The organism is Kribbella sandramycini (assembly GCF_013131805.1).
GTDB classification, from domain to species: domain Bacteria; phylum Actinomycetota; class Actinomycetes; order Propionibacteriales; family Kribbellaceae; genus Kribbella; species Kribbella sandramycini.
The window spans coordinates 1,042,769-1,069,654 of the sequence record NZ_JABJRC010000002.1; the positions used below are offsets into that span (position 1 = coordinate 1,042,769).

23 protein-coding genes, 7 tRNA genes and 1 riboswitch are annotated in these 26,886 nt (G+C 69.0%); of the genes, 15 read left to right on the top strand and 15 right to left on the bottom strand.

Features of this window, described 5'->3' with window-relative positions; translation table 11 throughout:
• The first annotated feature begins 24 nt into the window (after positions 1-24).
• Positions 25-972: a hypothetical protein gene (locus tag HPO96_RS12190; protein WP_238354969.1), complete on the top strand. Its 948-nt coding sequence runs from the start codon at positions 25-27 to the stop codon at positions 970-972.
• Here HPO96_RS12190 and HPO96_RS12195 read toward each other — a convergent pair.
• Together HPO96_RS12195 and thrS are read right to left on the bottom strand one after the other, a co-directional pair.
• Complete coding sequence (locus HPO96_RS12195; protein ID WP_171673468.1) at positions 949-1,536, bottom strand: HIT family protein; 588 nt, start codon at positions 1,534-1,536, stop codon at positions 949-951. The genes HPO96_RS12190 and HPO96_RS12195 overlap by 24 nt on opposite strands.
• On the bottom strand, positions 1,533-3,554 hold the full coding sequence (gene thrS, locus HPO96_RS12200) for a threonine--tRNA ligase (protein WP_171673469.1): 2,022 nt from the start codon (positions 3,552-3,554) through the stop codon (positions 1,533-1,535). Before thrS ends, HPO96_RS12195 begins: the two co-directional genes overlap by 4 nt.
• Before the next feature lie 156 nt (positions 3,555-3,710).
• Here thrS and HPO96_RS12205 point away from each other — a divergent pair, with 156 nt between their 5' ends.
• Positions 3,711-4,361: a DedA family protein gene (locus HPO96_RS12205; protein ID WP_171673470.1), complete on the top strand. Its 651-nt coding sequence runs from the start codon at positions 3,711-3,713 to the stop codon at positions 4,359-4,361.
• A gap of 58 nt (positions 4,362-4,419) precedes the next feature.
• Here HPO96_RS12205 and HPO96_RS39610 read toward each other — a convergent pair whose 3' ends face one another.
• The 4 genes from HPO96_RS39610 to HPO96_RS12225 form a co-directional block, all read right to left on the bottom strand.
• Positions 4,420-6,051 carry a division plane positioning ATPase MipZ gene (locus tag HPO96_RS39610; protein WP_171673471.1) on the bottom strand — a complete coding sequence of 544 codons (1,632 nt, stop codon included), beginning with the start codon at positions 6,049-6,051 and terminating at the stop codon, positions 4,420-4,422.
• Positions 6,052-6,211: 160 nt separating this feature from the next.
• Positions 6,212-6,877, bottom strand: a complete 666-nt coding sequence (locus tag HPO96_RS12215) for a response regulator (RefSeq protein ID WP_171673472.1) — start codon at positions 6,875-6,877, stop codon at positions 6,212-6,214.
• Positions 6,874-8,457, bottom strand: a complete 1,584-nt coding sequence (locus HPO96_RS12220) for a histidine kinase (RefSeq protein WP_171673473.1) — start codon at positions 8,455-8,457, stop codon at positions 6,874-6,876. Before HPO96_RS12220 ends, HPO96_RS12215 begins: the two co-directional genes overlap by 4 nt.
• A 58-nt stretch (positions 8,458-8,515) precedes the next feature.
• Entirely contained in the window at positions 8,516-9,607 is a 1,092-nt protein-coding gene (locus HPO96_RS12225; protein WP_337796602.1) for a GntR family transcriptional regulator, read from the bottom strand.
• A 130-nt stretch (positions 9,608-9,737) separates the two neighbouring features.
• Here HPO96_RS12225 and HPO96_RS12230 point away from each other — a divergent pair, with 130 nt between their 5' ends.
• On the top strand, positions 9,738-11,186 hold the full coding sequence (locus HPO96_RS12230; protein ID WP_171673474.1) for a glycosyltransferase family 39 protein: 1,449 nt from the start codon (positions 9,738-9,740) through the stop codon (positions 11,184-11,186).
• Positions 11,187-11,808: 622 nt separating this feature from the next.
• Here HPO96_RS12230 and HPO96_RS12235 read toward each other — a convergent pair.
• The 3 genes from HPO96_RS12235 to HPO96_RS12245 all read right to left on the bottom strand — a co-directional run bounded on the left by HPO96_RS12235 (position 11,809) and on the right by HPO96_RS12245 (position 12,072).
• Positions 11,809-11,880, bottom strand: a tRNA-Val gene (locus tag HPO96_RS12235).
• Positions 11,881-11,893: 13 nt separating this feature from the next.
• A tRNA-Cys gene (locus HPO96_RS12240) sits at positions 11,894-11,964 on the bottom strand.
• Positions 11,965-11,999: 35 nt separating this feature from the next.
• Positions 12,000-12,072: transfer RNA gene (locus HPO96_RS12245), tRNA-Gly, on the bottom strand.
• Positions 12,073-12,247: 175 nt separating this feature from the next.
• Here HPO96_RS12245 and HPO96_RS12250 point away from each other — a divergent pair.
• Positions 12,248-13,066 carry an aminotransferase class IV gene (locus HPO96_RS12250; RefSeq protein WP_171673475.1) on the top strand — a complete coding sequence of 273 codons (819 nt, stop codon included), beginning with the start codon at positions 12,248-12,250 and terminating at the stop codon, positions 13,064-13,066.
• Positions 13,067-13,223: 157 nt separating this feature from the next.
• The gene (locus tag HPO96_RS12255; RefSeq protein WP_171673476.1) at positions 13,224-13,721 is read left to right on the top strand and encodes a MarR family winged helix-turn-helix transcriptional regulator; all 498 of its coding nucleotides are present in this window, start codon (positions 13,224-13,226) and stop codon (positions 13,719-13,721) included.
• A 1,076-nt stretch (positions 13,722-14,797) separates the two neighbouring features.
• On the opposite strand, the gene HPO96_RS12260 is transcribed toward HPO96_RS12255, so the two are convergent.
• Entirely contained in the window at positions 14,798-15,358 is a 561-nt protein-coding gene (locus tag HPO96_RS12260) for a CGNR zinc finger domain-containing protein (RefSeq protein WP_171673477.1), read from the bottom strand.
• 129 nt (positions 15,359-15,487) lie between these two features.
• Between HPO96_RS12260 and HPO96_RS12265 the strand changes: the two genes are divergently transcribed.
• Positions 15,488-15,559: transfer RNA gene (locus HPO96_RS12265), tRNA-Val, on the top strand.
• A gap of 526 nt (positions 15,560-16,085) precedes the next feature.
• On the opposite strand, the gene HPO96_RS39040 is transcribed toward HPO96_RS12265, so the two are convergent.
• Complete coding sequence (locus tag HPO96_RS39040; RefSeq protein ID WP_171673478.1) at positions 16,086-16,532, bottom strand: pyridoxamine 5'-phosphate oxidase family protein; 447 nt, start codon at positions 16,530-16,532, stop codon at positions 16,086-16,088.
• Between the two features lie 173 nt (positions 16,533-16,705).
• Between HPO96_RS39040 and HPO96_RS39045 the strand changes: the two genes are divergently transcribed.
• From HPO96_RS39045 to HPO96_RS12285, 3 genes are read left to right on the top strand one after another with little or no spacing between them, the layout of a single operon-like run.
• Positions 16,706-17,113, top strand: a complete 408-nt coding sequence (locus tag HPO96_RS39045; protein WP_272954604.1) for a peptidase inhibitor family I36 protein — start codon at positions 16,706-16,708, stop codon at positions 17,111-17,113.
• Positions 17,114-17,143: 30 nt separating this feature from the next.
• Positions 17,144-17,659, top strand: coding sequence for a hypothetical protein (locus tag HPO96_RS12280; protein WP_171673480.1), 516 nt, complete (start codon positions 17,144-17,146; stop codon positions 17,657-17,659).
• 40 nt (positions 17,660-17,699) lie between these two features.
• The gene (locus HPO96_RS12285; RefSeq protein WP_171673481.1) at positions 17,700-18,119 is read left to right on the top strand and encodes a peptidase inhibitor family I36 protein; all 420 of its coding nucleotides are present in this window, start codon (positions 17,700-17,702) and stop codon (positions 18,117-18,119) included.
• 18 nt (positions 18,120-18,137) lie between these two features.
• Here HPO96_RS12285 and soxR read toward each other — a convergent pair whose 3' ends face one another.
• Positions 18,138-18,584 carry a redox-sensitive transcriptional activator SoxR gene (gene soxR / locus HPO96_RS12290; RefSeq protein ID WP_171673482.1) on the bottom strand — a complete coding sequence of 149 codons (447 nt, stop codon included), beginning with the start codon at positions 18,582-18,584 and terminating at the stop codon, positions 18,138-18,140.
• Positions 18,585-18,633: 49 nt separating this feature from the next.
• On the opposite strand from soxR, the gene HPO96_RS12295 reads away from it, so the two are divergent.
• From HPO96_RS12295 to HPO96_RS12310, 4 genes are all read left to right on the top strand, one after another.
• Entirely contained in the window at positions 18,634-20,106 is a 1,473-nt protein-coding gene (locus tag HPO96_RS12295; protein ID WP_171673483.1) for an MFS transporter, read from the top strand.
• A 209-nt stretch (positions 20,107-20,315) separates the two neighbouring features.
• Positions 20,316-20,388: transfer RNA gene (locus HPO96_RS12300), tRNA-Gly, on the top strand.
• A gap of 13 nt (positions 20,389-20,401) precedes the next feature.
• Positions 20,402-20,472, top strand: a tRNA-Cys gene (locus tag HPO96_RS12305).
• Between the two features lie 13 nt (positions 20,473-20,485).
• A tRNA-Val gene (locus HPO96_RS12310) sits at positions 20,486-20,560 on the top strand.
• 46 nt (positions 20,561-20,606) lie between these two features.
• Here the strand turns inward: HPO96_RS12310 and HPO96_RS12315 are convergent.
• From HPO96_RS12315 to HPO96_RS12325, 3 genes are all read right to left on the bottom strand, one after another.
• Positions 20,607-21,350, bottom strand: coding sequence for an SDR family NAD(P)-dependent oxidoreductase (locus HPO96_RS12315; protein ID WP_171673484.1), 744 nt, complete (start codon positions 21,348-21,350; stop codon positions 20,607-20,609).
• 16 nt (positions 21,351-21,366) lie between these two features.
• The gene (rsgA, locus tag HPO96_RS12320; protein WP_171673485.1) at positions 21,367-22,434 is read right to left on the bottom strand and encodes a ribosome small subunit-dependent GTPase A; all 1,068 of its coding nucleotides are present in this window, start codon (positions 22,432-22,434) and stop codon (positions 21,367-21,369) included.
• A gap of 146 nt (positions 22,435-22,580) precedes the next feature.
• Positions 22,581-23,642 (bottom strand): YihY/virulence factor BrkB family protein, encoded by a 1,062-nt coding sequence (locus HPO96_RS12325; RefSeq protein WP_238354971.1) that lies wholly within the window; start codon positions 23,640-23,642, stop codon positions 22,581-22,583.
• A gap of 63 nt (positions 23,643-23,705) precedes the next feature.
• Here HPO96_RS12325 and HPO96_RS12330 point away from each other — a divergent pair, with 63 nt between their 5' ends.
• Both HPO96_RS12330 and HPO96_RS12335 read left to right on the top strand, forming a co-directional pair.
• Positions 23,706-25,325: an acyl-CoA dehydrogenase family protein gene (locus HPO96_RS12330; RefSeq protein ID WP_171673486.1), complete on the top strand. Its 1,620-nt coding sequence runs from the start codon at positions 23,706-23,708 to the stop codon at positions 25,323-25,325.
• Positions 25,323-25,404, top strand: a riboswitch (ZMP/ZTP riboswitch). (Overlaps the previous gene by 3 nt.)
• A gap of 28 nt (positions 25,405-25,432) precedes the next feature.
• Positions 25,433-26,881 carry a glycine hydroxymethyltransferase gene (locus HPO96_RS12335; protein ID WP_171673487.1) on the top strand — a complete coding sequence of 483 codons (1,449 nt, stop codon included), beginning with the start codon at positions 25,433-25,435 and terminating at the stop codon, positions 26,879-26,881.
• Positions 26,882-26,886: the final 5 nt, after the last annotated feature.

Consider the following 26,886-nt stretch of genomic DNA (forward strand, 5'->3'; position numbering starts at 1 on the left):
CAGTGAGGTTCGGGAGGTGGCTGGATGCGACCTGCGCTGTTCGGCGTCCTGATCGCCGCTGTGCTGCTGCCCGGTTGCGCGGTCGCCCGGACCGCGGACGGCGTCCGGCCCCCACCGCCGAGCCCGTCGATCGTCGTCCCCACGGTGGTCGCTCCCCCGCCGCCGGAAGGGCTGGACGGGACGTCGGGCGCGGCCGGGCCGCAGGTCTGTACGGCGATCGCCGGTGAGCTCACGGGCCGGTTGAGCGTCCCGGTCACGGCCAGGGCCGGTGCTTGGAACGACAGCGGGCTGCCGGCTCTCGACCTGTGCATGCTGCTCGTCGACGGCCGTTCCGTGACGGTCGGTGTGAGCGCGCTCCCCCGGCAGCCAAATGCGCTCAGCCGGCTACTGACCGGCGCCGGGCACATCGCGCCATTGCCCGAGCTGGGGCCGGAGGCGCAGATCACCGAATCCCGCATCGTGTTCATCACCGCGTATCGGGCCGTGCGGGTGACGCCGTCCGGTGGGATCGATCAGGGCCGCTCCGATGGGCTGGACCGGGCGAAGGCCGTGACGATCGCGCTGGCGACCCGGGACGCCGTACCGCGGGTGCTGCGCAGCGCCCGGCAGACCGACCCGGCCTGTCAGCTGGCGAACTCGGCGGCTGAGCGGTTCATCGGGACGGCGGCGCAGCTGCGGCGCGACTACCGGGTCCGCGGCGCGCTGACCTGCATCTGGGGCACGTACGACGCGACGGTGTCGATCGTGGAGGCGTTCAATCAGGCCACGATCCCGGAGTCCCAACGCGTCCCGCCGCCACGCAACGCCCCGATCGGCCGCCCCGGCTACTACCTGCCCGCCGACGGCGAACTCGTCTTCCGCCAGGGCCGCCGCGTCGTCCGCGTCACAGCCCTGACCACCCCACCGCGCGTCATCGCGCTCGACGACCTCCTGACGATCGTCGACCCGCTACTCCCGCTCTTCCTCCGGTGACCAGTTCTTCGCCAGCAGCTCACGGGTATCGGCGAGGAGCTGCGGGAGGACCTTGGTCTGGCCGATCACCGGCATGAAGTTCGCGTCGCCGGACCAGCGCGGTACGACGTGCTGATGCAGGTGGCCGGCGATCCCCGCGCCGGCGATCTCGCCTTGGTTCATCCCGATATTGAAACCGTGAGCGCCCGAGACCGCGCGAACCGCCGCCATCGCCTGCTGGGTCAGCGTGGCAATATCGGCGACCTCGGCCGGCGTCAGCTCGGTGTAGTCGGCGACATGCCGGTACGGGACGAGCATCAGGTGGCCGGGGTTGTACGGGTAGAGGTTGAGGACGGCGTACGCCGCCTCGGCCCGGTGCACGATCAGCGCCTCGGCGTCCCCGAGCCCGGGCAGCCGGCAGAACGGGCACCCCGAGCCCGCCTGCGTACTGGTCGGCTTGTTCTCACCCTCGATGTAGGCCATCCGGTGCGGTGTCCACATCCGGAGGAACGGATCGGGCGCACCAACCCCGCCCTGCCGCACCAGCTCCTCGGGCCGGTACGGCGAATCGGGGGGCTGGGTCATACCTGAACGCGCTTCTGGACGGCCTCGACGATCTCGGCGACGGCGTCCGCGATCGGCACGCCGTTCTTCTGCGAGCCGTCGCGGTACCGGAACGACACCGAGCCGCCGGACATGTCCTCATCGCCCGCGATCAGCATGTACGGGACCTTGGACTTCTGCGCGTTGCGGATCTTCTTCTGCATCCGGTCGTCGGAGCTGTCGACCTCGATCCGGATCCCGTGCGCCTTGAGCTGCCGGGCGACGTCGTACAGGTAGTCGGTGTGGCCGTCGGTGATCGGGATGCCGATCACCTGGACCGGGGCCAGCCACGGCGGGAAGACACCGGCGTAGTGCTCGGTCAGGACGGCGACGAATCGCTCGATCGAGCCGAACAGCGCACGGTGGATCATCACCGGCCGCTGCCGCGAGCCGTCGGGCGCGGTGTACTCGAGCTCGAACCGCTCGGGCAGGTTGAAGTCGAGCTGGATCGTCGACATCTGCCAGGTGCGGCCGATCGCGTCCCGGGCCTGGACGGAGATCTTCGGGCCGTAGAAGGCCGCGCCGCCCGGATCCGGGACGAGCTCCAGGCCGGAGCCCTCGGCGACCTCGCGCAGCGTGTTGGTCGCCTCCTCCCAGACCTCGTCGGAGCCGACGAACTTCTCCGGGTTCTTGGTGGACAGCTCCAGGTAGAAGTCGTCCAGGCCGTAGTCGGCCAGCAGACCGAGGACGAACGTGAGCAGGTTCTTCAGCTCGTCGCGCATCTGCTCGCGGGTGCAGTAGATGTGCGCGTCGTCCTGGGTGAAGCCGCGGGCCCGGGTCATCCCGTGGATGACGCCGGACTTCTCCAGCCGGTAGACCGTGCCGAACTCGAACAACCGCAGCGGCAGCTCGCGGTAGGAGCGGCCGCGGGCGCCGAAGATCAGGTTGTGCATCGGGCAGTTCATCGGCTTGAGGTAGTAGTCCTGGCCCTGTTTGCGGATCTGGCCGTCCGCGCCGCGCTCCTCGTCCAGGTGCATGGGCGGGTACATGCCGTCGGCGTACCAGTCCAGGTGGCCGGAGGTCTCGAAGAGCTGGCCCTTGGTGATGTGCGGGGAGTAGACGAACTCGTAGCCGTCCTCGACGTGCCGCTGGCGGGAGTAGTCCTCCATCACCTTGCGCAGGACGCCGCCCTTGGGGTGGAAGACCGCGAGACCGGAGCCGATCTCGTCGGGGAAGCTGAACAGGTCGAGCTCGGTGCCGAGTTTGCGGTGGTCGCGTTTGGCGGCCTCCTCCAGGCGGGTCAGGTACGCCTTCAGCTCGTCCTTGGACTCCCACGCGGTGCCGTAGATGCGCTGGAGCTGCGGGTTCTTCTCCGAACCGCGCCAGTACGCCGCCGCCGTCCGCATCAGCTTGAAGCTGCCGAGGTAACCGGTCGCGGGGACGTGCGGGCCGCGGCACAGGTCCTTCCAGGCGACGGACTCGTCGCGGCGCAGGTTGTCGTAGATCGTCAGCTCGCCGCCGCCGACCTCGACACTCGCGCCCTCGGCGGCCTCCGCGGCCGAGCCCTTGATACCGATCAGCTCGAGTTTGTACGGCTCGTTCGCGAGCTCGTCGCGGGCGGCGTCGTCGCTGACCACCCGGCGGCTGAACCGCTGCCGCTCCTTGATGATCTGCTGCATCTTCTTCTCGAGTTTGCCCAGGTCGTCCGGCGTGAACGGCGTGGGGACGTCGAAGTCGTAGTAGAAGCCGTTCTCGACGGGCGGGCCGATCCCGAGTTTGGCCTCGGGGAACAGCTCCTGCACGGCCTGGGCGAGCACGTGCGCGGTCGAGTGCCGGATGATCGCGCGGCCGTCGTCCGAGCCGGCCTTGACCGGCTCGATCTCGTCGCCGTCCGCGACGACCGTGGACAGGTCGCGCAGCTCGCCGTTGACCCGGGCGGCGATCGCGGAGCGGTCCTGGCCGAAGAGCTCGGCGAACAGCTCTCCGATCGTCGTCGTCTCGGTCACGCTCCGCTCGGCCTCGCCCTCGACGCCGACCAGATGGACCTTGACTTCCGACACAGTGCGCTCCTCGTGCTCCGACCGGCCGATTGCCGGTCCCGGACGAATGGTATCGGCGCAGCGCACACGGATGAGGGCGACCCCTGACGAAAGTAGGGGGTAAGTCAGGTCTGTCGTCCGATGCGGCTCGGGGTCGCCGATTCATACCGTCGTGTCATGGCCGATGCCCTGCTGCACTTCGCGGAAGAACTGATGTCCTCCTGGTGGATCTACCTGGCGCTGTGGGGGTTCGCCACGCTGGACGGCTTCTTCCCGGCCATCCCGAGTGAGACCCTCGTCGTCACCGCCGGCGTCTTCGCCGCCGCCACCGGCTCCCCCAACCTGTTCGCGGTCATCGCCGTCGCCGCCCTCGGCGCCTTCGTCGGCGACCACATCTCCTACTTCCTCGGCCGGGGCGCCGGCGGCCGCCTCCTCGACCGCGCCAAACCCGGCACCAAACGGCACGCCGCCATCACCTGGTCGCGCACCTCCCTGGCCGAACGCGGCGGCCTCGTCCTCATCGTCGCCCGCTACATCCCCGGCGGCCGCACCGCCGTCACCCTCACCATGGGCTCCGTCCGCTACCCCCTGCGCCACTACTCCCTCTACGCCGCCCTCGCCGCCCTCTCCTGGGGTCTCTACTGCACCCTCGTCGGCTACCTCGGCGGCAAAGCCTTCGAAGACAACCCCCTCAAAGGCGTCCTCCTAGGCATCGCCCTAGCCCTAGCCGTAACCCTCGTAGTCGAGCTGGTCCGCCACCAGCTGAAGAAGCGCAAGCCTCAACCTGACGTCGACCCCGAACCTGAGCTGGTTTCCGTAGACAGGTAGGGCTGAACATGACGACGCCCCGGCTGGTTGGCCGGGGCGTCGTGCGTACGAGGTAGTACTAGCGGGGGATGTTGAGGGCGATGCTGATCTGCTCCGACACCTTGGCGGCCAGTTCGAGGCCGGCTCGGCGGGTGGCGGGCTGGAGGGCGGAGTGGTCGAGGGGGCCTTCGGCGGCGATGTGCTGGTCGGTGGGGATGTCGACGACGGCGGCGGCGCGGGACTCGAAGTACGGGCGCAGCTGCTTCTCGACCTCCTTGTTCACATCACCAGGCCCGTTGGAGACCGCGATGACGGCGCGCCGGATCAGGCGCTGCGCTTCCGGGCCCTGGTTGTCGAGCTCTTCGAGCATCTGGACAGCTGCCGCACACGACAGGCTCTTCCACTTGATCGGGATGACGAGCGCGTCCGCGGCCTTCATCGCCTCGCGCCAGTTGCTCGAGCCCTCGTTGTTCCCGGTGTCGATGACGAGCACCTTGTAGAACCGGCTGAGCAGCCGGTGGATCTGGTCGAAGTCCTTCGCCTCGATCTGCGCGTACGTCGTCGTCGCGGACGTCAGGACGTCGTACTGCCCGGCGACCTGGTGCCGCAGATAGGCGGCGACGTCACCGAGCCGCGCATCCGGCTGGGTCAGCATCGGCATCGCCTGCAGCATGTCGGTCACGGTCGACCGGGCATTGGTGTCATGCGTGCGCAGGTGCATGTTGCCGCGCAGCTCGTTGTTGTCCCAGGCCACGACCCCGCCACCGCGCGCCTGACCGAGCGCGCCGGCCAGCAGCAGCGTGGTCGGCGTCTTGCCCGAGCCGCCCTTCGGGTTCGCCACGACGATCGTCACCGGACGCCGGAACGCCGTCGCCGCGGTCGCCCGGGCGATCCGCTCCGACCGCTCCGACGTACCGGGCTTCAGCCGCAGCACACTGCGCACACCGCGCTCGGCCGGAGCCTCCCGCGGCAACGGCAGCGCCTGCATCAAGTCATCGGTGCGGTACGAGACGTCGCGCTGCTGCGGCACGTTCTGCCCGGGGATGCCCTGCGGGAAGAAGTGCTGCGCGGCCGGCGACAACTGCCCGCCCTGCTGCTGACCACCCTGCTGGCTGTACCCGCCAGGCTGGTTGTAACCCCCGCCCTGCTGACCGCCGCTCGGCTGACCACCACTGGGCTGGCCACTCGCCTGACCGCCGCTGAACGAGGCGCCGCCGAACACCGGTGCACTCGGCGCAGCCGGCTCGCTGGACTCTGGAACCTTCGACCCGAGCCCACCGCCCAGCGCCGTACCAGCACCACCCGCACCCGGCGTACCGGACGCGGACGCCGGCTCCGCAGCCTCTTCGGCCTCGTCGTCGAAGTCTTTCGGCTCCGGCCGCGGCTGCGACCAGGAGCTGGTCTCGGCGGCCGGCTGCGTCCACGACGGACCGGGCCGGCTCGGCGTCTCACCCTCAGCGGGCGATTGAGCGCCCGGCGCGTTCTTCGGGTCGTTCCACGGCGCGGCCTGCGCGGCGGGGCGCGACCACGAGTCGCCGGGGAACTCCTCGGCGGCGCTCTCCTGCTCCTCGACCTGGTCGGCGGTCTCCGCGTCGGCCGCGGGCGCCGGGTCGGGCTGGGTCCAGGAAGGCGTCGGTTGCCACATTCTCCGGACCTCGGCCGCCGCTGCTTCCCGGTCCTTGTGCTGTCCGGAGTTGTGCGAGTCGGTCACGACCTGGATCCCCGATTCTGTGAGAAGGGACGGCGTACGCCCCCTGAATTGCTGTGTCGATCCGGGAGTGAGGTCCCCGGGGAAGCTCCACTATCCCATGACCCGGTGTCCACGCCACGTCACCACCCGGAGCGTCGCAGGTTCCTGCCACGCCCTGCGATCAACCGGTCACCAAACCCGCTTCATAGGCAACGATCGCGGCCTGGACGCGGTTCTTCACCGCCAGCCGGACGAGGATCGCACTCACGTACGCCTTCACCGTTCCCTCGACCAGGAACAGCCGCTGCGCGATCTCGGCGTTCGACATCCCCTGCCCGACCAGCCCGAGCACCTCCCGCTCCCGCGGGCTCAGCGCCGTCACCTGCTCCTTGGCCACCGCGGCCCGGGCCATCGAGCCGCCGCCGGTCCCGCTGCTCAGCTCGGCGATCACCCGGTGCGCGACCTTCGGCGAGAGGTACGCCGCGCCTTCGGCGACCGCCTTCAGCCCGGCGATCAGCTCCCGCGGGTCCCCGGATTTGAGCAGGAAACCGCTCGCCCCGTCCCCCAGCGCCCGCGCGATGTAGGCGTCCTCGGAGAACGTCGTCAGCATCACCACGGCCGTGTCCGGCACGCTGCGCCGGATCTCGGCGCCGGCCGCCAGCCCGTCCATCCGCGGCATCCGGATGTCCAGGACGGCGACGTCCGGCCGATGCAGGCGGGCCAGCTCGACGGCCTCCTGCCCATCGGAGGCCTCGGCAACGACCTCGATCGCCGTATCCGTGCCGAGGATCGCGCGCACCCCGGCCCGGACCATCATCTCGTCGTCGGCCAGCAGGACCCTGATCATCGTTCTCCTTCGGGAGTGGGCGGCACCGATCCGCTCTGGACGACGGACTTCGCGACCAGCCGGCCGTCGGCGAAACAGAGCCGGTAGACGTAGGTGATCGAGAACGGCGCGTCCGGCCGGTAGTAGCGGCAGCTCCAGCCGGACGGCGTACTGCGGCTGTCGGCCGGCGGGTCGATCATCTCCATCGCCGGCAGCACCCGGCGGACGTCGCTCTCGGTCTGGCCGATCCGCAGCCCGTCGTAGGCGGCCGGTCGCAGGATCGAGCTGTACCCGGCGATCAGGTAGTAGCCGAGGGCAACGATCCCGATGACCGCGCCGAGTAACGCGGGTACGGCGACCGTCGTGATCAGCCGGCGCCGGGCGCCCCGGCGTACCGACGCGCGTTCCTGGGCCGCGCCGCTCAGCTCCGGCGTGGCCTCCGGCTCGGGCCGGCCGCCGATTCGCGGCATCTCCGCCGTCACGACGAAACCGCCGCCGGGCCGGCGTCCGGCCGTCAACGTTCCGCCGGCGAGCCGGACGCGTTCGCGCAGCCCGTCCAGGCCGCGGCCGCTCGACGGCACGGACTCCGGAACCGCCCGCGCCGCGCCGGTGTCGGCAACCTGCACCCGGACGTCGGGCTCGCCGCGGGTGATCGTGACGGTGATCGTTGCCCCCGGCGCATGTTTGCTCGCGTTGGTCAGCGACTCCTGGACGACGCGATGGACGGCCCGGTCGACCATCGGCGCCAGCTCGGCGATGCCCTTCTCGACCAGCTCGACGTCCAGCCCGGAGGCAGCCGCGCGCTCGACCAGCGCCGCCACGGTCTCGTCGCGCGGCGCGGTCGGCGCGTCGCTGTCGCGCAGGACGCCGATGATCTCGCCGAGCCGCTCGGTCGCCGTCGCGGCCGCCGCCCGCAGTTCGGACGCGGCGGCCCGCTGCTGCTCGGGCAGGGCCGGGTCGAGCTCCAGGGCCGCGGCGCGCAGCGCGATCAGGCTCAACTCGTGACCGACCGAATCATGCATGTCCTGAGCGATCCGAGAGCGCTCTCTGAGCCGTTCTTGGGCGATCTCCATCCGCTGTTCGCGCTCGATCCGCTCCGCGCGCTCCCACCCGGCCGTGGCGATCAGCGCCTGCTGCGCGCGGTAGCGGCCGATCAGCCAGGGCAGGACGACGAGCAGCAGCCCGAGCAGGATCACGACCAGCCAGCTCAGCACGGCCTCGGTCACCTGCACCTGCGCGCGGCGGATCGCCAGCGAGAACACCAGCAACCCGATCTCGGTGCACCCGCACCACAGCACGAAATGCTTCAACTGCGTCTCGCGGCGCCCGGCCAGGTAGCTGAGCACCGTGATCGCCGGGATCAACGCGATCGGCACGCCGTTCGTCGTACCGAGCGAGAACGCCAAGATCGCGCTCTCTGCCCACGTCACCAGCCCGAGCGCGACCAGCGGACGGCGCCGCCGCAGCAAGACCGCCGCGACCACGAGCGCGACACAGGTGAGCCGGAACCACCACGGATCCTGCCGGGCGCCGCTCTCCGCGAGCACCGGCACGCTCAGCACGGCGCACAGGCCGGCATCGCCCCAACGTTGCCAGTTCACCGCGCCGACGCTACCGATCCGCAGGGCCGCGCAGTACTGCCGAAAGTCAGGTCCTGACTCACCCGTTGCCCTCGGCATCGACGAGCTCGAACGGCACGTAGGACAGGTTCGGCACGGTCTGGCCGCGTAGCCGGGCGATCAGCAGGTCGACCGCCGTCCGGCCCATCTCGCGCTGGTTCTGCCGGACGTGCAGGTACGGCGGGCCGCCGATCGAGTCGCCCGGGGAGTCGAAGCAGACGATCACCTGGTCGCCGCCGAGCGCGCGATCCGCCATCCGGGCCAGGTTGTACTCACAGGCGAAGTACGCCGTCACCTGCGGGAAGCGCTCTCTGAACGCACGGATCACGCCGACGTCGGCCCGGATCGCCTCCGGCGTCGTCGAGCCGGGCATGGTGCTGCGCAGATCGGTCAGCTCGTACGGGCGGCCGCGCCCGGCGAACGCGGACCGGAAGCCCTCCAGCCGGTCCTCGATCGAGGAGGTGTTGACCGGCGGCGGCGACAGGAACGCGATGTGCTCGTGGCCCTGCTCGAGCAGCCGCTCGGTCAGCGCGCGGGCGGCCGCGACGTTGTCGGTGTGGACGGCGGCCACCGGGATACCGGCCAGGTGGCGGTCGACGAGCACGACCGGGTAGCCGTCGAGGACCTGGCGCAGCAGGCTCGCGTTGTAGAAGTCGCCGTGCACGGGAAACACGATCAGCCCGTCGACCTCACCGGTCGCGACGAGCGAGTCGACGGCCTTCTCCTCATCGGCTTGGCGGCCGTGCGTCCGCCGTACGATCAGGTGCGTCTCGTGGTCGGCGCAGCGCTCCTCGATCGCGTTCATCAGGTCGAGGCCGTAGGAGTCGGAGACATCGGGGACGACGAGCGCGATCGTGCGGGCCGCGCGGCGGGGCGCCGCGACCCGGCCGCGGAGCGGCATCGTGACCTCGGACAGATCGGGCAGCTGCTGGACGACGAACGTCCCCTTGCCCCGGATGCGTTCGACCAGGCCGGCCTCGCGGAGGACTTCGAGGGCGCGTTTCGAGGTGATGCGGCTGACGTTGAACTCCCCGGCCAGCTCCATCTCCGAGGGCACCCGGTCGCCGGGGCCCAGCGTGCCGCGACGGATCTGCTCCAGGACCCGTGCGCAGATCTCCTCGTAGAGCAGCACGCCGATTCGTCCTCTCCCGTGCCCTGCTGGTTGGCATATCCAATCATCCCGGGGTTCTCCCCCGCGGGTGATTGTCACGACATATCAACAGCACTTCTCTTTCGCCCCGCGGGACTGCCACCATGCGCGCATGACCGTCACACGCTCGGTTCCCCCGTTTGCCGCCGGTCCGGTGTCCGCCGTCGCCGGAGTGGTGGCCGTCGTGCTGACCGTACTGTCGGGGCGGTACGGGTATCACCGCGACGAGCTGTACTTCCTCGTCGCCGGCCAGAAGCTGGACTGGGGCTACATCGACCAGCCGCCGCTGACGCCGCTGCTGGCACGCGTGTCGACCGAGGTGTTCGGCAACACCCCCATGGGCCTGCGAGTGGTCGCCACGGTGGCCAGTGCGGTGACTGTGGTCGTGGTGGCGTTGCTGGCACGTGAGTTCGGCAGCTCAGCGCGCGGTCAGGTGGTGGCGGCCGTCTGCGCAGCCATCTCCGGCTTTCTGCTCGGAGTGGGTCACATGGTGTCGACTGCCACGTTCGACCTGCTGGCGTGGATGTTGATCGTGCTGTTCGCGGTGAAGCTGTTGCGGACGGGTGACGGGCGCTGGTGGCTCGCACTGGGGCTGACCGCGGGTGTTGCGCTGGAGAACAAGTACCTCGTCGTACTGCCTGTCGCTGCGCTGTTGCTGGCGTTGCTGATCGCGGGGCCGCGCCACGTACTGCGATCGTGGTGGCTGCTCGCGGGCGTCGTACTGGCTGGGCTCATCGCGCTGCCGAACGTCGTCTGGCAGTTCCAGCACGACTGGCCGCAGCTGACGGTCGCGGGCGGGATCAGCTCGGACGACGGGACCGAGAACCGGATCATGTTCGTGCCGCTGCAGATCTTGCAGTTGGGCCCACTGCTGGTCCCGGTCTGGATTGCGGGGTTCCGGCGGCTCTGGCGCTTGACCTGGCCCCGGTCCGTTGCGCTGGCGTATCCGCTGCTGTGCGTCGGCGTACTGGCTGTTGGTGGGAAGTCGTACTACGCCCTGCCGCTGCTCTATGTCCTGATGGCCGCCGGCGCTGAGCCCACTCTTGCCTGGCTGACCCGCCACCGCGCTCTGGCCACGACCGCCGCAGTCTTCACCGCGGCGACCTCAGCCCTCTTCACCCTCCCCGTCCTGCCCACCTCAGCCGTCGACTTCGTTCTCCCCGTCAACAAAGAACAAGGCGAACAAATCGGCTGGCCCGAACTCACCGCCACCGTCGCCGCCGCCGTCCCCATCGGCGAACCCATCACCATCCTGACCGGCAACTACGGCCAAGCCGGCGCCCTCCGCCGCTACGGCCCCGCCCACAACCTCCCCCTCGCCTACTCCCCCCACATGTCCTTCGCCGACTGGGAACACCCACCCGACACCCCCACCACCCCAGTCCTCCTCATCCAGCTCGAACGCTCCCCCGCCCTCGAATCCAACTTCCCCAACTGCCGCCTCCTCACCACCTTCACCAGCCCCGTAGCCAACACCGAACAAAACACCACCCTCCTCCGCTGCGACCCTCCAACAACCCCGTGGTCCACCCTCTGGCCCACCCTCCGCCGCTTCTACTGAGCAAACGCAAGCCGGCTCCGCCCACCCGCCCCCAGCCCCCGCCGACGAGCAAAGCGAGCTACCAGCAAAGAGCCCACCAAGCCCCCGCAGGTTCAGCCACCAGCTCACCCAGCCACGGCCAACGAGCAAGCGAGTTGTCAGGCAAGCACTCACCCAGCCCCCGCAGGCTCAGCCACCAACTCACCCAGCCACGGCCAACGAGCAAGCGAGTTGCCAGGCAAGCACTCACCCAGCCAACGCAGGCTCAGCCACCAGCTCACCCAGCCCCCGCAGGCTCAGCCACCAACTCACCCAGCCACGGCCAACGAGCAAAGCGAGTTGCCAGGCAAGCACTCACCCAGCCAACGCAGGCTCAGCCACCAGCTCACCCAGCCCCCGCAGGTTCAGCCACCAACTCACCCAGCCACGGCCAACGAGCAAAGCGAGTTGCCAGGCAAGCACTCACCCAGCCAACGCAGGCTCAGCAACCAACTCACTTGCCCACCGCCGACGAGCGAAGCGAAGTCGAAAGGGGGTGCGGGTGGCGAAGCCCCCGCTCCGCGGCAAGCGAAGCGCAGCCGCACAAACGACGAAGGCGACCCGGTCTGCGCTCTCCGCAGACACGAGTCGCCTATCGACTTCGTGGACGATACTGGGATCGAACCAGTGACCTCTTCCGTGTCAGGGAAGCGCGCTACCGCTGCGCCAATCGTCCGAGATTGTTCTCGAGGTGGAGACGGGATTCGAACCCGTGTACACGGCTTTGCAGGCCGTTGCCTCGCCTCTCGGCCACTCCACCAAGCACAAAGGCCTGATCTGTCAAAACCATCTCCGAGCGGACGACCGGGCTCGAACCGGCGACCTTAACCTTGGCAAGGTTACGCTCTACCAACTGAGCTACGTCCGCACTTGCGACCGGTTTGGTGTTCTCCGGCGCGAGAAGAACAGTAGCCCATTCCGCCCGCAGTTCAAAAATCGGGGTCCGCTTCCTGGTCGACACACCGTCACCGGCCGGTCACCCGAGGGACGGCGAACAGCCCCGATTCGCTTACCACTAAGGTGTTCTGCGGAAGGAGCGGCACATGCTGATTTGGGTGAACGGCGAGCTCGGCGACGACCAGGCGACGGTCTCGGCCCTCGACCACGGAGTGACCACGGGCGACGGGGTGTTCGAGACGATCAAGATCGTCGACGGCCGGGCGTTCGCCGTCCGGCGGCATCTGGAGCGGCTGGTCCGGTCCGCGACCGGCCTCGGCCTGCCCAAGCCGGACGTCACCGCGATCGAACACGGCATCGACGAGGTCGTCGCCGCCGGCCCCGGGATCGCCTTCGGCCGGCTGCGGCTGACCTACACCGGCGGAATCTCCCCACTCTCGTCCGACCGCGGCACGGCCGGCCCGACGATCGTGATCGCGAGCCAGGCGATCGATCCCCCGGCGCCGACGTCCGCGATCGTCACCGTCCCCTGGACGCGCAACGAGCGCAGCGCGGTGGCCGGCCTGAAGACGACGTCGTACGCGGAGAACGTCCGCGCCCTGGCCTACGCCAAGGAGCGCGGCGGCAGCGAGGCCATCTTCGCCAACACCACCGGCACCCTCTGCGAAGGCACCGGCTCGAACATCTTCTGCGTGTACGACGGCGAACTCGTCACCCCGACCCTCGAGTCAGGCGCCCTGGCCGGCGTCACCCGCGCACTCGTCATCGAATGGTTCGGCGCGACCGAGCGCGACCTCCCCCTGGAGCAACTGGCCACCGCCGAAGAGATCTTCCTCACATCCACGACCCGCGACGTCCAGGCAATCCACCGCGTCGACGACCGCGACCTCCCCGCCCCAGGCCCGATCACCGCCCAGGCGATGAAGATCTTCACCGAACGCTCCCTCGACAACCTCAACCCCTGACGTGCCGACCAACGGGTAGTCCGCACCCTCGCAGCGCCCACCCACGCCTGGCGCCACCGGCCCGACACCCCACTCGGGCCACCTCTACCCGTTCGTCCGTACGGCTGACATCGACCTTTAATTCGAATTTGAATAACTCGCGGCTAGGATGAGCTCCATGGCGGACGGAAAAGGACTCACCGATCGCGAGCTGCGGACCTGGCGGACCTTCCTCGGCGTCGCGACCGTGCTCAACCACCGGATCGAACAGCAGCTCAAGGACACGGCCGGCCTGTCGCACCCGCAGTACGAAGTCCTCGCCCGGCTCTCGAACGCCCCCGACGGCGAACTCCGCATGACCGAACTCGCCGGCGTCGCCCTCACCTCCAAGAGCGGCCTCAGCTACCAGATCACCCAGCTCGAAAAAGCCGGCCTCGTCCAGCGCCGCCCCTGCGACAACGACGACCGCGGCATCATCGCCGCCCTCACCGAAGCCGGCTGGTCCAAACTCCGCGAAACCGCCCCCGCCCACGTAAACCTCGTCCGCTCCACCTTCGTCACCCCCCTAACCCCCGACCAATTCACCCACCTCACCGCCGCCCTCGACACCCTAGGCGCCCACCTAGGCATCACCCCCCAAACCATCACAGCCCTCCGCGAACCCCCACCCACCTAACAGCTGTCGCACCTGGCGAGGCGAGCGGGCACGACGGCTCACCGGGGCGAGCACCGGCGGACGACCACTCCCGGCAGGCCAATCACCACCCCCGCCCGGCACCCAAACCACACAAGCTGAGGCCTCGCGCCACCCGACCGACGCGAGCCCGCGCGACGGCGTACCGGAGCCCCGCTGAAACGAGCGGGCAGACCCACCACCCCGCTCGACTGCGCACCCATCCCGGCGCCCAGACCACCCAAGCCAGGCAGAGGCCCAGCGCCGCCCAGCCAACGCCAGTGGGCGGCGACGTCGTACCGGACAAGCACCAGCGGAAGAACGCTCCCGGCCGGCCTGACACCCGCCTCCCCCGCCCGGCGCCCAGGCAAGGCCGAGAGTCGACGCCGCCCGGCTAACGCGAGCAGGAGACCCGGCGTACACGGCGAGCAGCCGGCACCACCGCCCCGCAGCACCCCTCCATCACCCAGACCACCCAAGCGGGGCTGAGGGGTGGCGCCGCTCAGCCAACGCGAGTGGACGCGACGGCCGACGCGGCGAGCAGCCGTGGGTGAAACGCTCCCCAGCAGGCACCGCCCGCTGTCCGGCGCCCTGGCCACTCGAGCCAAACCGAGGGCTGGCGCCGCTCGCCCGACGCGAGCACGCGACGGCGTACCGCGGTGAGCACTGGCGGATGAACACTCGCCGCGGGCCAAGCACCCGCCTCCCCGCCTGGTGCCCGGGCAAGGCCGAGAGTCGCCGCCGCCCGGCTGACGCGAGGAGGCGCCCCGGTGTACGGGGCAAGTAGGCGGCGCCAGCCCCCCGCAGCATCCCTCCATCACCCAGACCAGCCGAGCCGGACTGAGGGGTAGCGCCGCTCAACCAAGGCGAGTGGACGCGACGGCCGACGTGCGAGCAGCCGTGAGTGACCGACTCCCCAGCAGGCACCTCCCCGCCCGGCGCCCTGGACTGGCGAGCCAGGCCGAGGGCTGGTGCCGCTCGGTCAACGGGTGTGGGCGTGACGGCGTACCCGAGCAGGTTGCGGGCGTGCGCTCATCGCACCCGGGTGTGGCGCTTGGGCCGGGTGCGATGAGCTTGGATTACTCGCCGGAGGCTTTGCGGCGTTCTCGGTAGGCGGCTACGTGGAGACGGTTGCCGCAGGTGCGGGCGTCGCAGTAGCGCTTGGAGCGGTTGCGGGAGAGGTCGATGAGGGCGTCGTCGCAGTCGGGGGCCTCGCAGCGGCGGAGGCGTTCGCGTTCGCCGGCGGAGATGACTTGGGCCAGGGCGATACCGCACTCGACGGTGATGCGGCACGCCAGCGACGAGCCGTCTCGCGAGTAATGGATGTGCCAGGGGTGGCCGTCGTGGTTCGTCAGGCGGGGCGTCGTCGTACCGCGGGCGATGATCGCGTTGATCATCGCGGCCGCGGTCGCGTCGGAGTCCGTGGTGAAGACGGGCGCGAACAACGGCCGCAGATCCCGCACCTCGGACAGGTCGGCGGCGGTCAGTGTCCCGACCGCGCTGAACTCCCGCTCCTGGACGAACTTCTCCAGCTCCTCGATGTCGCCCATCGTGTCGACCTGGCTGTTCGGCCCGGGCAGCGTGTTGACCAGCCGGACCAGCGTGCCGAGCGCCTGCTCGGTGTCGTGCGAGAAAGTCACAATCACGTCTCCAACGCGACGGGGTCTCCGTCCTGCACCAAGACTAGCCCGCCCCGATTAGAACGTCGCCGCATCATGCGCTATGGTTTCACCCGCAACACCCCACCAGGCAACACACGTAACACGCCTGGGCGATTGGCGCAGTGGTAGCGCGCTTCGTTCACACCGAAGAGGTCACTGGTTCGAACCCAGTATCGCCCACGAAGTCGATAGGCGACCCATGTCCCCGGAAAGCGGGGACCGGGTCGCCTTCGTCGTTTGTGCGGCTGCGCTTCGCTTGCCGCGGAGCGGGGGCTTCGCCACCCGCACCCCCTTTCGACTTCGCTTCGCTCGTCGGCGGTGGCTGGGGCGAGTTGGTTGCTGAACCTGCGGGGGCTGGGTGGGTACTTCGCTGGTACGGCGGTGGCTGGGGCGAGTTGGTTGCTGAACCTGCGGGGGCTGGGTGGGTACTTCGCTGGTACGGCGGCGGCTGGGGCGAGTTGGTTGCTGACTATTTGCTTTGCTCGTTGGCGGTTGCTCAGCTCCGTGGCTTGCAGACAACTCACCGCGCCCCTCAACCGACTCGCCGTGCCCCGTTCATGTCTCGTCCTCGTGGGCGGTTGCTCGGCTCGGTGCGGGGCTGACAACTCACCCCCTCACCCCCTCACCCCCTCACCCCCTCACCGATGAGCGTCCGTTGGTTGGGCGCTCTGTCGCCAACTCTTGGGGGCTGTTGGGGTGGGGTGGGTTAGGGGAGCCAGAGGGTGTTTTGCATTAGGAGGCGGTGTTTTAGTTCGTTGGATTCTCGCCAGGCTTGGATTTTGGTGGGGGTTACGCGGATGAAGGGGTAGTTGGGGAGGGGGCGGGGGTCGAAGCCGGCTTTGGTGGCGAAGGCGGCGGCTTGGGTGGGGGTTGGTGGGGTGGGGTCGGCGGTGGCGGTGATGTGGACTACGTCGCGGAGGGTGCCGAGGGTGAGTTGGAGGTGGGGGTTGTGGGTGAGGTTCTGGGCGGTGGGGTTGGTGGCGGCGGTGGCCAGGAAGAGGTGGGTTCCGGTCCAGAGGAAGGACAGGGGCATTAGGTGGGGGGTGCCGTCTGGAGAGGCGGTGGCGACCCAGGCGTCCACGTCGTGGGTGAGGCGGTGGAGGGTGTCGCGTTTGCGGATGGCTCGGGGGCGTGGTGGCGCGGGTTGGGTCATTGGGACACGGTTTCATGGTGGGCGGGGCGGTGTGAAATTCGGGTTGCGGATTGCAGGAAGTGACATTGGCGTTGCTCTTGTGGGTGTGCAGTCCGGCTGGGAATGTCGAGGGGTCGGGAGTTCGGGGTGGTATCGACCGCTGGGGAGTTGCCGTGAAGAGATCTGTGTGGCGGATGGGGATTGGGGCGCTGATTTTGGCAGGGGGCGCGGTCGCGGGGGTGCTGCCTGCTTCGGCCAGTTGGGGTGAGTGTTCGTCGGGGTATTTGTGCTTGTGGGGCAATCGGAATTATTCGGGCGGGCCCTGGTTCGAGAAGAACGCCAATGGGAGTTACAACACCGGCTGGTCGAACAACGATGAGACGTCATCGGTGGCCAATCGGAGTGGATCATCGTCGATGTACTTGTACAACGACACGAATCAGTCGAGTGAGCACGGCGTGGTGTGCCTGCCGCGGGGGTACTCGGCCCCGGATCTGAACGAGACGAATCCGGAGTTCGACGATCGGATCTCGTCGCTGCGGATCTTCAGTGGCGCGTGCGCCTCGTCGGTGACGGCCATCGGGTCGCCGCGGTCGTCCTGAGCCGTCATGGGCCGGTTGCGGCGGTGGATCGTGCTGGTCGCCGTGGGAGCGGCCGCCTTCCTGGGCGGTCCGGTATTCGTGTCCGATCATCCGAGCGGCCTGCGCGCCGTGGCGGAGGTAGCCGTGGACGACGAGCTGCGTGAAGTCAACCGCTGCCTCGCGAAATTCGATGTGGTCATGTACCGGGGTGCTGACGGCCGATATCGGATCCACGGCGATATCAACCGCATTCAGGACATCGTCTTCAGCCCCTGCCGCGCCGCGTTCCCGCCGGGCGCGAGGAAAGATCTGGATACGTTCTTCGCCACCGAAGTCGATTTCCGGATCGCGCGCTGCCTGCGCGCCCGCGGCGTCGACGCGGTGATCGATCTGAAAGAGGGGCCCGGGATCGAAATCAACGGGAAGCCGCCGGCCAAGCAGGTCCTCGACGATTGTTTCGCCGAAGTGTACGACTGGTACCGGATACCGCCGGAACAGCGCCCGGCCGAAGATTTACCCGAGCCGCTGCCGAGGTCCATCGGCGTCGGCGAAAAGCCTGCCAACTGATCCGGCTTTTACCCCCGGATCGAGGTGTGAGGAGTTTGCCATGTCCAAAATTGTCAAATTGACCGCCGGATTGGGGCTGGTCGTCGGCGGTATGGTCGCGACGACGGTGCCCGCCTCGGCCGCCTGGGGTGAGTGTTCGATCAGCTACCTGTGCCTGTGGGGAAATTCCAACTGGGACGGCGGGCCGTGGTTCGAGAAGAAGGAGCTGGGCAAGTACAACACCGGCTGGTCGAACAACGACGAGTCGTCGTCCGCAGCCAACCGGAGCGGCGTCGCGTCGTTCATGTTGTACGACAAGACGAACTCGCAGTCCGACGGTGGCGTCGCCTGCCTGCCGCGGAACTACTCGAGCCGGCGATTGGGCGACGAGGGCTGGGGCGACCGCATCTCGTCGATGCGGATCCAGAGCGGCGCCTGCCCGGACGACGTCGACTACGTCGGCTCCCCCAAGACCAGCTGAGCGCTCCCCCGGTCTCCGTCAGGGGTCTACCCAGAGGCGGCGGGGGCCGGGGGTGGCGCCTAGGTGGTCGTTGGGGTTGCGGAGGAGGCAGCGGTCGAGGGAGAGGCAGCCGCAGCCGATGCAGTCGGTGAGTTTGTTGCGTAGGCGGGTGAGTTGGGCGATGCGCAGGTCGAGGTCGGCTTGCCAGCTGGTGGAGAGGGTTTCCCAGTCGGCTTGGGTGGGGGCGTGGTCCTTGGGGAGGGTGGCGAGGGCTTCGGCGATTTCGCGGAGCGGGATGCCGACGCGCTGGGCGACCCGGATGAAGGCGATGCGGCGCAGGGTGTGCCGGGGGAAGCGGCGCTGGTTGCCTGGTGTGCGGCGGCTGTGGATGAGGTCGCGTTCTTCGTAGAAGTGCAGCGCGGTGACGGTGACGCCGGCGCGTTTGGCGAGTTGGCCGATGGTGAGTTCGGCGGTCGGATCCACCATCGAATCGCTCCTTGACCTCGGGTTAACCTGAGGTTTGAGGATAACGGGTATGAGTTCTCATCAAGCTGGACGACGGGAGTGGCTCGGGCTCGCGGTGCTGGTGCTGCCGGCGTTACTGGCGTCCCTAGAGCTGACGATCACCCATTTGGCGTTACCCGCGATCGGACGCGATCTCGGCGCGTCGTCGACGGAGTTGCTGTGGATCGTCGACGGATACGCATTCCTGCTGGCCGGGACGCTGGTCGTCATGGGCGCGCTCGGCGACCGGATCGGACGACGGCGCCTCCTGCTCGGCGGCGCGTTCGCGTTCAGCCTGCTGTCCGTGGTGGCGGCGTACGCACCGAGCGCGGAGGTGCTGATCGTCGTACGGGCGTTGCTCGGCGTGGCCGGGGCGACCTTGATGCCCTCGGTGCTGGCACTCACGGTGGCGTTGTTCACCGAGCCCCGGCAGCGCACGCAGGCGGTCGGGATCGTGGTCGCGGCGGTGTCGGCCGGTACGGCGATCGGTCCGCTGATCGGCGGCTGGCTGCTGGACCACTTCTGGTGGGGCTCGGCCTTCCTGCTACCGATCCCGCTGATGCTCGTCCTGCTGATCGTCGGGCCGCTCACCTTGCCCGAACACCGGGCACCCGGCGTACGCCGTCTCGATCTCGCGAGTGCCGCGTTGTCGATCGTCGCGGTGCTCGGGCTCGTCTTCGGGCTCAAGCAGTTCGCCGTCGCGGGGCTCTCGTTCGCGGCGTTCGCGGGCGTCGCGGTGGGCCTCGCCGCCGGCGCGATGTTCGTCCATCGCCAACGCCGGTTGGACGATCCGATGCTCGACCTGAGCCTGTTCGCCAACTCGGCGTTCAGTACGGCGACCGTCACGCTGATGCTCGGAATCTTCGTCCTCTGGGGCACCAACTACGCCGTCGCGCAGTACCTGCAGTTGGTCGCCGGCCTCGATCCCTTGACCGCCGGGCTCTGGACGGCGCCACCCGCACTCGGCGTCATCGTCGGCTCCCTCGGCGCTACCCGGTTGGCCCGCCGCGTCTCCCCCGGTCGCATCATCGGCGCCGGCCTGCTGCTCTCGACCGCCGGCTTCGCGTTACTGACCCGCATCACCCCGGACGCCGACCTCGGCCTGCTCGTCACCGCCATGATCATCATCTCCACCGGACTCGGCCCGATGATGGCGCTCGCCACTGCGCTCATCGTCGGCAATGCGCCCGCCGATCGCGCCGGCGCGGCCTCGGCTGTCGCATCCACTGCGCCACAACTCGGCGGCGGGCTCGGCATCGCGATCCTCGGCAGCATCATCGCCGCCATCTATCGTGCCCGGATGAACGGCGGTTCCGACGACACCCTGGCCGGCGCCGTCGAAACCGCCGCCACCCTGCCACCCACCGAAGCCGCCGACCTCCTCGCCGCAGCCCGCCAAGCCTTCACTACCGGCTTCACCATCAGCGCTTGGACGGCGGCCGCCGCAACTCTCCTGCTCGCCGTCGCCGTCCTCACCGTTCTGAGCCGAACCCGCAGCACCTGACGCCGGCCGCCTCGGGCAGACGACGAGGCCCCACGACCCGGCCGGGACGACGTCCGTTCCGGCCGGGTTGTGGGCATCTTCACGAGCTGGTCGTCGGCGTGTTGAGTGGAAATAAATTTCGTTCTGGACGGGGTCGAATCCAGTTTTGGCCGTCGCCCAAAATCCGCTACTGTTCTTCTCGCACCGGAGAACACCAAACCGGTTGTAGTGCGGACGTAGCTCAGTTGGTAGAGCGTAACCTTGCCAAGGTTAAGGTCGCCGGTTCGAGCCCGGTCGTCCGCTCGGAGACCACTCTGGTGGAGTGGCCGAGAGGCGAGGCAACGGCCTGCAAAGCCGTGTACACGGGTTCGAATCCCGTCTCCACCTCGAGAACAATCTTGGACGATTGGCGCAGCGGTAGCGCGCTTCCCTGACACGGAAGAGGTCACTGGTTCGATCCCAGTATCGTCCACCAGAAGTCAGCGCGGTGTTCCTCACGGAGCACCGCGCTTTCGCGTTTGCTACATGCGGAGGTGGGAGGCGCCGTTGAAGTCGAGGACGGTGCCGGTGGCGAATTCGGCGGCGGGGGAAGCCAGGTAGCGGAGGGCGGCGGCTACTTCGGTGGGGGTGGCTACTCGGTTGAGGGGGCTTTCGGCGGCTCGGCGGGGTAGGCCTTGGCCGGCGAGGTTCGCGGCGGCCATGTCGGTGGTGGTCCAGCCGGGGGCGATGGCGGTGACGGCGATGCCTTCGGGGCCGAGGGCTCGGGCGAGGGACTGGGTGAAGGAGACCAGGGCGGCTTTGGAGGCGCCGTAGGCGGGCTGGTTGGGTTCGCCGCGGAAGGCGCCTCGGGAGGAGACGTTGATGATGCGGCCGCCGCGGGGCATGTGCCGGACGGCGCACCAGGTGGTGTTGGCCGGGCCGATCAGGTTGACGGCGAGGGTGTCGGCCCAGGCTTGTTGCCATTCGGCGTACGTTGTCTCCCGGATCCGGTGCGGGTGGTAGACGCCGGCGTTGTTCACCAGGACGTCGATCCGCCCGAGCGCGGCCGCGGCGTCGTCCACCATCCGTTCGACGGCATCGGCGTCCGCCAGATCGGCGTGGACGAGCACATGGCCGGCGCCCGGCAGCGAGGCGAGCACTTTCTCCGCCGCCCCGCGCGACGAGCTGTAATGGACGGCGACCCGGTCGCCGTCCGCCGCGAAGGTCTGCGCGGCGGCGGCACCGATGCCGCGGGAAGCTCCGGTGATCAGTACGGCGCGATCCATGCCACCGATCTTGTCATCACAAACGCGGCTTCGAATCACGGCGGTACGACTTACTCGCCCGCACCCACTCCTTCTTCGCCTCGGCCTGCAATCGCACATCCGAGCGCCGCGCCATGTACGCCGCCTCCCGGCGCAGCCGCAGCCAGCTGTCGTAGCGCCGGTAGGGCAGCGAGCCGTCCGCCAGCGCGGCCTGCACGGCACACCCTGGCTCGGTGTCATGCGCGCAGTCCTTGAACTTGCACACCTCAGCCAGCGACGTGATGTCCGGGAACGCGGCCGCCAGCCCCTCCCCCGACTCCTGCAGACCGATCCCCCGCAGCCCAGGCGTGTCGATGACCACGCCACCGGACGGCAGCACGATCAACTCCCGCCGCACCGACGTGTGCCGGCCCTTGCCGTCCTCCCGGATCGCCTGCACATCCAGCAACTCGACACCCGCCAGCGCATTCACCAGCGACGACTTACCCGCGCCACTCGACCCCAGCAACGCCAGCGTCGCGTCACCGGCCAGCAACTCCCGGACGGCGTCCATCCCCTCGCCAGTCGCCGTACTGCACACCAGTACGTCGGCACCCGGCGCAGCAACAGCCACATCTTCAGCGATGGCCTCGCCGTCACCAACCAGATCAGCCTTGGTCAGGACGACGACCGGACGCGCACCGCTCTCCCACGCCAACGCGAGGAAGCGTTCGATCCGGCCGATATTCGGCTCCGGATGCAGACCGACCACGATCGCCACCACGTCGACGTTCGCGGCCAGCACCTGACCCTTCGACGTCCCGCTCACCTCGGCGCGGACGATCGCCGTCCGCCGCGGCAGCAGCGACTCCAAAGTGATCCGGTCGTCCGGCCACTGCCGAAGCAGCGCCCAGTCCCCAGTACAGGGCATCGCGGCCGAATCACCCGCGATGGCACCGAGTAACGCACCCGACCACGTCGCGCGAACGGGCCCGTCCTCGGTCAGAACAGTCGCCAGGCCCTTGTCGACCCGGGCGACCCGGCCCGGCACGAGCTCGGCCGGGGCAGTGTGCAATACGTCGGCCGTGGAGCTGTCCAGCCCCAGAGCCTGAAGTGTGGAAGACATGCGACGAACCTTTCGGAAGGTCCGGCCGCGAGTTCAGCTCAGCGGACGGACAGTAAGAGAGACGGCGGCCCGTGCGGCCGACAAGTGGCTCATGGCAGTGCCTCCCTTCCAGAAGTTCGACAACCGGTAGTCGCGATACAGCAAGCCTAGGTGGTCGGATTCGTCGTGCGCACCGGGTTTTCGGAATCGACCGGCTCGGCCAGCCGCTCGATCGACTCCGCTGCCGCCACCTCGGGCCGCTCGTTCTCCTCGACCGGCGTCAGCTCATGATGCGGTTCGTGATGCGGCTCCGCCTCGGCCTTCATCACCGGCTCCCGCTCACCGTCCAGCGGCGGCAGCGCGGGCTCACGCTTGCGCGCCGGCCACAGCCGGTTCACGACCGCGTTCAGCGCGGCGCCGATCAGTACGGCGATTGCCGTCATGTACAACCACATCAGCACCGCGATCGGCGCCGCGAGCGGCCCGTAGATCGACGTCCCGCCGACCGTGCTCTGCAGAATCCAGCGCAACACGAAGCTGCCCAGAATCCAGATCGACAGCGCCAGGAACGAGCCGGGCAGATCCGACACCCACGGCGTCCGGACCGGGACCGACACGTGGTACAGCGTGTTCAAGAAGCCCGCTGACAGAATCGTCACGACCGGCCAGTACAACTGGTTCAGGAAGTCCAGCCGGGCCGGGAGGATCGCGTCGACCGCATCCGGGCCGGCCAGCACCAGCGGCAGCACGATCACACCGATCACCAGCGCGACGCAGTACAGCGTGAACGACAGTGCGCGCGTCCGCACGATCCCGCGCTTACCGCCCATCCCGTACATGATCGTGATCGTGTCGACGAACACGTTGAGCGCACGGCTGCCCGACCACAGCGCGAGCACGAAACCGATCGAGATCACATCCGGCCGGCCGCCGTTCAGGACCTGGTTCAGCGTCGGGACGATCACGCTGTTCACGGAGTCGTCGGTGAGCGCTCTCTGGGCCAGCTCCGCGATCTGGAGTTTGATCTCCTCGATCGTCTCGACCTGGAAGTACCGGGTCGCGATGAAACCGATACTGCCGGCCAGCCCGAAGATCAGCGGCGGCAGCGAGAGGATCGCGAAGAACGCTCCCTCCGCGGCCAGCCCGGTGACGCGGTAGCGCAGACACACCCCGACCGTCTGGGTGATCAGCCGCCACGTCGTCGTGGGGATCTTCCGGACCCATGCCAATGAGAGGGAGCTCCCACTGCTGGGTCCTGCCCCTGAACGTGCCATACCGCTTACCGTACTGATATGGCGGACCCAAACGCTGTAACGAATCAGGCTCCCCCACTGGACGGCGTGAACTTCTTCACCCGGGACGCGCCCCTCGGCGACGCGCTGCGACCGTATGCCGACCTCGCCGCCGACCCCGAACTCAGCCGGATCGGCGCGCTCGCGGGATCGGCGGAAGCGCTCTCCCACGCGCTCCCGGCCAACCAGTACCCGCCGGTCCTGCGCACCCACGACCGCTACGGGCACCGGATCGACGAGGTCGACTTCCACCCGTCGTGGCACTGGCTGATGGAGCGCGCCGTCGGCTTCGGCCTCCAGGCCGCGCCCTGGACGAGCACCCGCCCGAACCCGCACCTGACCCGCGCCGCCGGGTTCTACGTCTGGTCCCAGGTCGAGCCCGGCCACGGCTGCCCGATCTCCATGACGTACGCCGCCGTCCCGGCGCTCCAGGCATCGCCGGCCCTGGCCGCGGAGTGGGTTCCTCAGCTGGCCGCGACCGAGTACGACGTACGCCGGTTGCCCGGCGCGGCCAAGCGCGGCGTGCTGGCCGGGATGGGGATGACCGAGAAGCAGGGCGGCTCCGACGTCCGGGCCAATCTGACCACCGCGACACCGACCGGCGGTGACGAGTACCTGCTCGACGGGCACAAATGGTTCTGCTCGGCGCCGCAGGTCGACCTGTTCCTCGTCCTTGCCCAGGCGCCCGACGGGCTCACCTGCTTCGTCGTCCCCCGCGTCCTTGCCGACGGCAACCGCAACACGTTCGCCCTCCAACGGCTCAAGGACAAACTCGGCAACCGCTCCAACGCCTCCAGCGAAGTCGAGTTCCACGCCACCGTCGGCCACCGCCTCGGCCCCGAAGGCGCCGGCATCCGCACCATCATCGAAATGGTCGCCGCCACCCGCCTCGACTGCGTCGTCGGATCCGCCGCCCTCCAGCGCCGAGCCCTTGTCGAAGCCACCTGGCACACCCGCCACCGCTCCGCCTTCGGCGGACTCCTGGCCGACAAACCCGCCATGCAGAACGTGTTGGCCGACCTTGCCATCGAAAGCGAAGCCGCAACCGCCCTGGCCATGCGCCTGGCCGCCGCAGTAGACGCGTCAGTCGGCGGCGACCAGCAGGAGACGGCGTTTCGGCGGATTGCGCTCCCACTCGCGAAGTTCTGGGTCACCAAGCGGACCTCGTTCCTGGTGGCCGAAGCTCTGGAGTGTCTTGGCGGCAACGGGTTCGTGGAGGAGTCCGGGATGCCGTTGCTGTATCGGGAGTCGCCGCTGAACTCGATCTGGGAAGGATCGGGGAATGTGAATGCGCTGGACGTGTTGCGGGCGCTGCGGAAACCGGAGTCGCTGGATGCGTGGCTCGTCGAGATGGGGACGGTGAGCGGAGCGGATCGGCGGCTGGATGCGGCGGTGACCGACGTGCTGCAGGGGCTCGCGGATCTTGGCGAGGCCGGGGCCCGGCGACTCGCCGCGCGAATGGCGTTGTGCCTGCAGGCATCGCTGCTCCTGCGGCACTCGACACCCGCCGTCGCGGACGCGTTCGTCGGCTCCCGGCTGGGCGGCGACTGGGGCGGCGTGTTCGGGACACTTCCACGGACGACGCCGTTCCAGGAGATCGTCGACCGCACGATAGGGTGAGCGCGTCGCGACTGGCGCGCTGAGGTGGAGAACCACCGGGGAGCGAAGAACGGCGGCACCGTGCGCCTGGGTGCCCTCGAACCATTGCAACCGCAGGAGAGACAACGATGACTCAACCCTTCGACGCCGCCAAGGCCTCCGCGGCCTACCAGAACGCGCTCGAGGTGATCGCGTCCGTCGAGCCGACGATCGCCGGCGCGATCAAGGCCGAGCTGGCCGACCAGCGCTCCTCGCTGAAGCTGATCGCGAGTGAGAACTACGCCTCCCCCGCCACCCTGCTCACGATGGGCAACTGGCTGTCCGACAAGTACGCCGAAGGCACCGTCGGCCACCGCTTCTACGCCGGCTGCCAGAACGTCGACACCGTCGAGCAGACCGCCGCCGACCACGCCAAGGCCCTGTTCGGCGCCCCGCACGCCTACGTCCAGCCGCACTCCGGGATCGACGCCAACCTGGTCGCCTTCTGGGCGATCCTGGCCCAGCGGATCGAGTCCCCGGCCCTGGCCGAGGTCGGCGCCAAACACGTCAACGACCTGTCCGACGAGGACTGGGACAAGCTTCGCAAGGCGCTCGGCGACCAGCGCATGCTCGGCATGTCGCTGGACGCGGGCGGCCACCTCACGCACGGCTTCCGGCCGAACATCTCCGGCAAGATGTTCAACCAGCGCTCCTACGGCACCGACCCCGAGACCGGCCTGCTCGACTACGACGCGGTCGCCGCTGCGGCCCGCGAGTTCAAGCCGCTGGTCCTGATCGCCGGCTACTCGGCGTACCCCCGCAAGGTGAACTTCGCCAAGATGCGCGAGATCGCCGACGAGGTCGGCGCGACGCTGATGGTCGACATGGCGCACTTCGCCGGCCTCGTCGCGGGCAAGGTCTTCACCGGCGACTTCGACCCGGTCCCGCACGCCCACGTCACCACCACGACCACGCACAAGTCGCTCCGCGGCCCGCGCGGCGGCATGGTGCTCTGCCAGCCCGAGTACGCCGACTCCGTCGACCGCGGCTGCCCGATGGTGCTCGGCGGCCCGCTCAGCCAGACGATGGCGGCCAAGGCCGTCGCGCTGGCCGAGGCTCGCCGGCCGTCGTTCCAGACCTACGCGCAGGCCGTCGCCGACAACGCCGTCACGCTCGCCGAGGGTCTGATGAAGCGCGGCGTCAAACTCGTCACCGACGGCACCGAGAACCATCTCGTCCTGCTCGACGTCTCGTCGTACGGCATCACCGGCCGCCAGGCCGAGTCCGCCCTGCTGGACGCCGGTATCGTCACCAACCGCAACGCGGTCCCCCGCGACGCGAACGGCGCCTGGTACACCTCCGGCGTCCGGATCGGCACGCCGGCGCTGACCACGCGCGGCTTCGGCGCCGACGAGTTCGACAAGGTCGCCGAGCTGATCGTCGACGTCCTGTCCGCCACCACCCCGACCACGACGCCGGCCGGCGCGCCGTCCAAGGCGAAGTACACGCTGGGCGACGGCGTCGCCGACAAGACCCGCGCCGCGTCAGCCGAACTGCTCGACAAGCACCCGCTCTACCCGGGCCTCGAGCTCGCGTAAAGTTC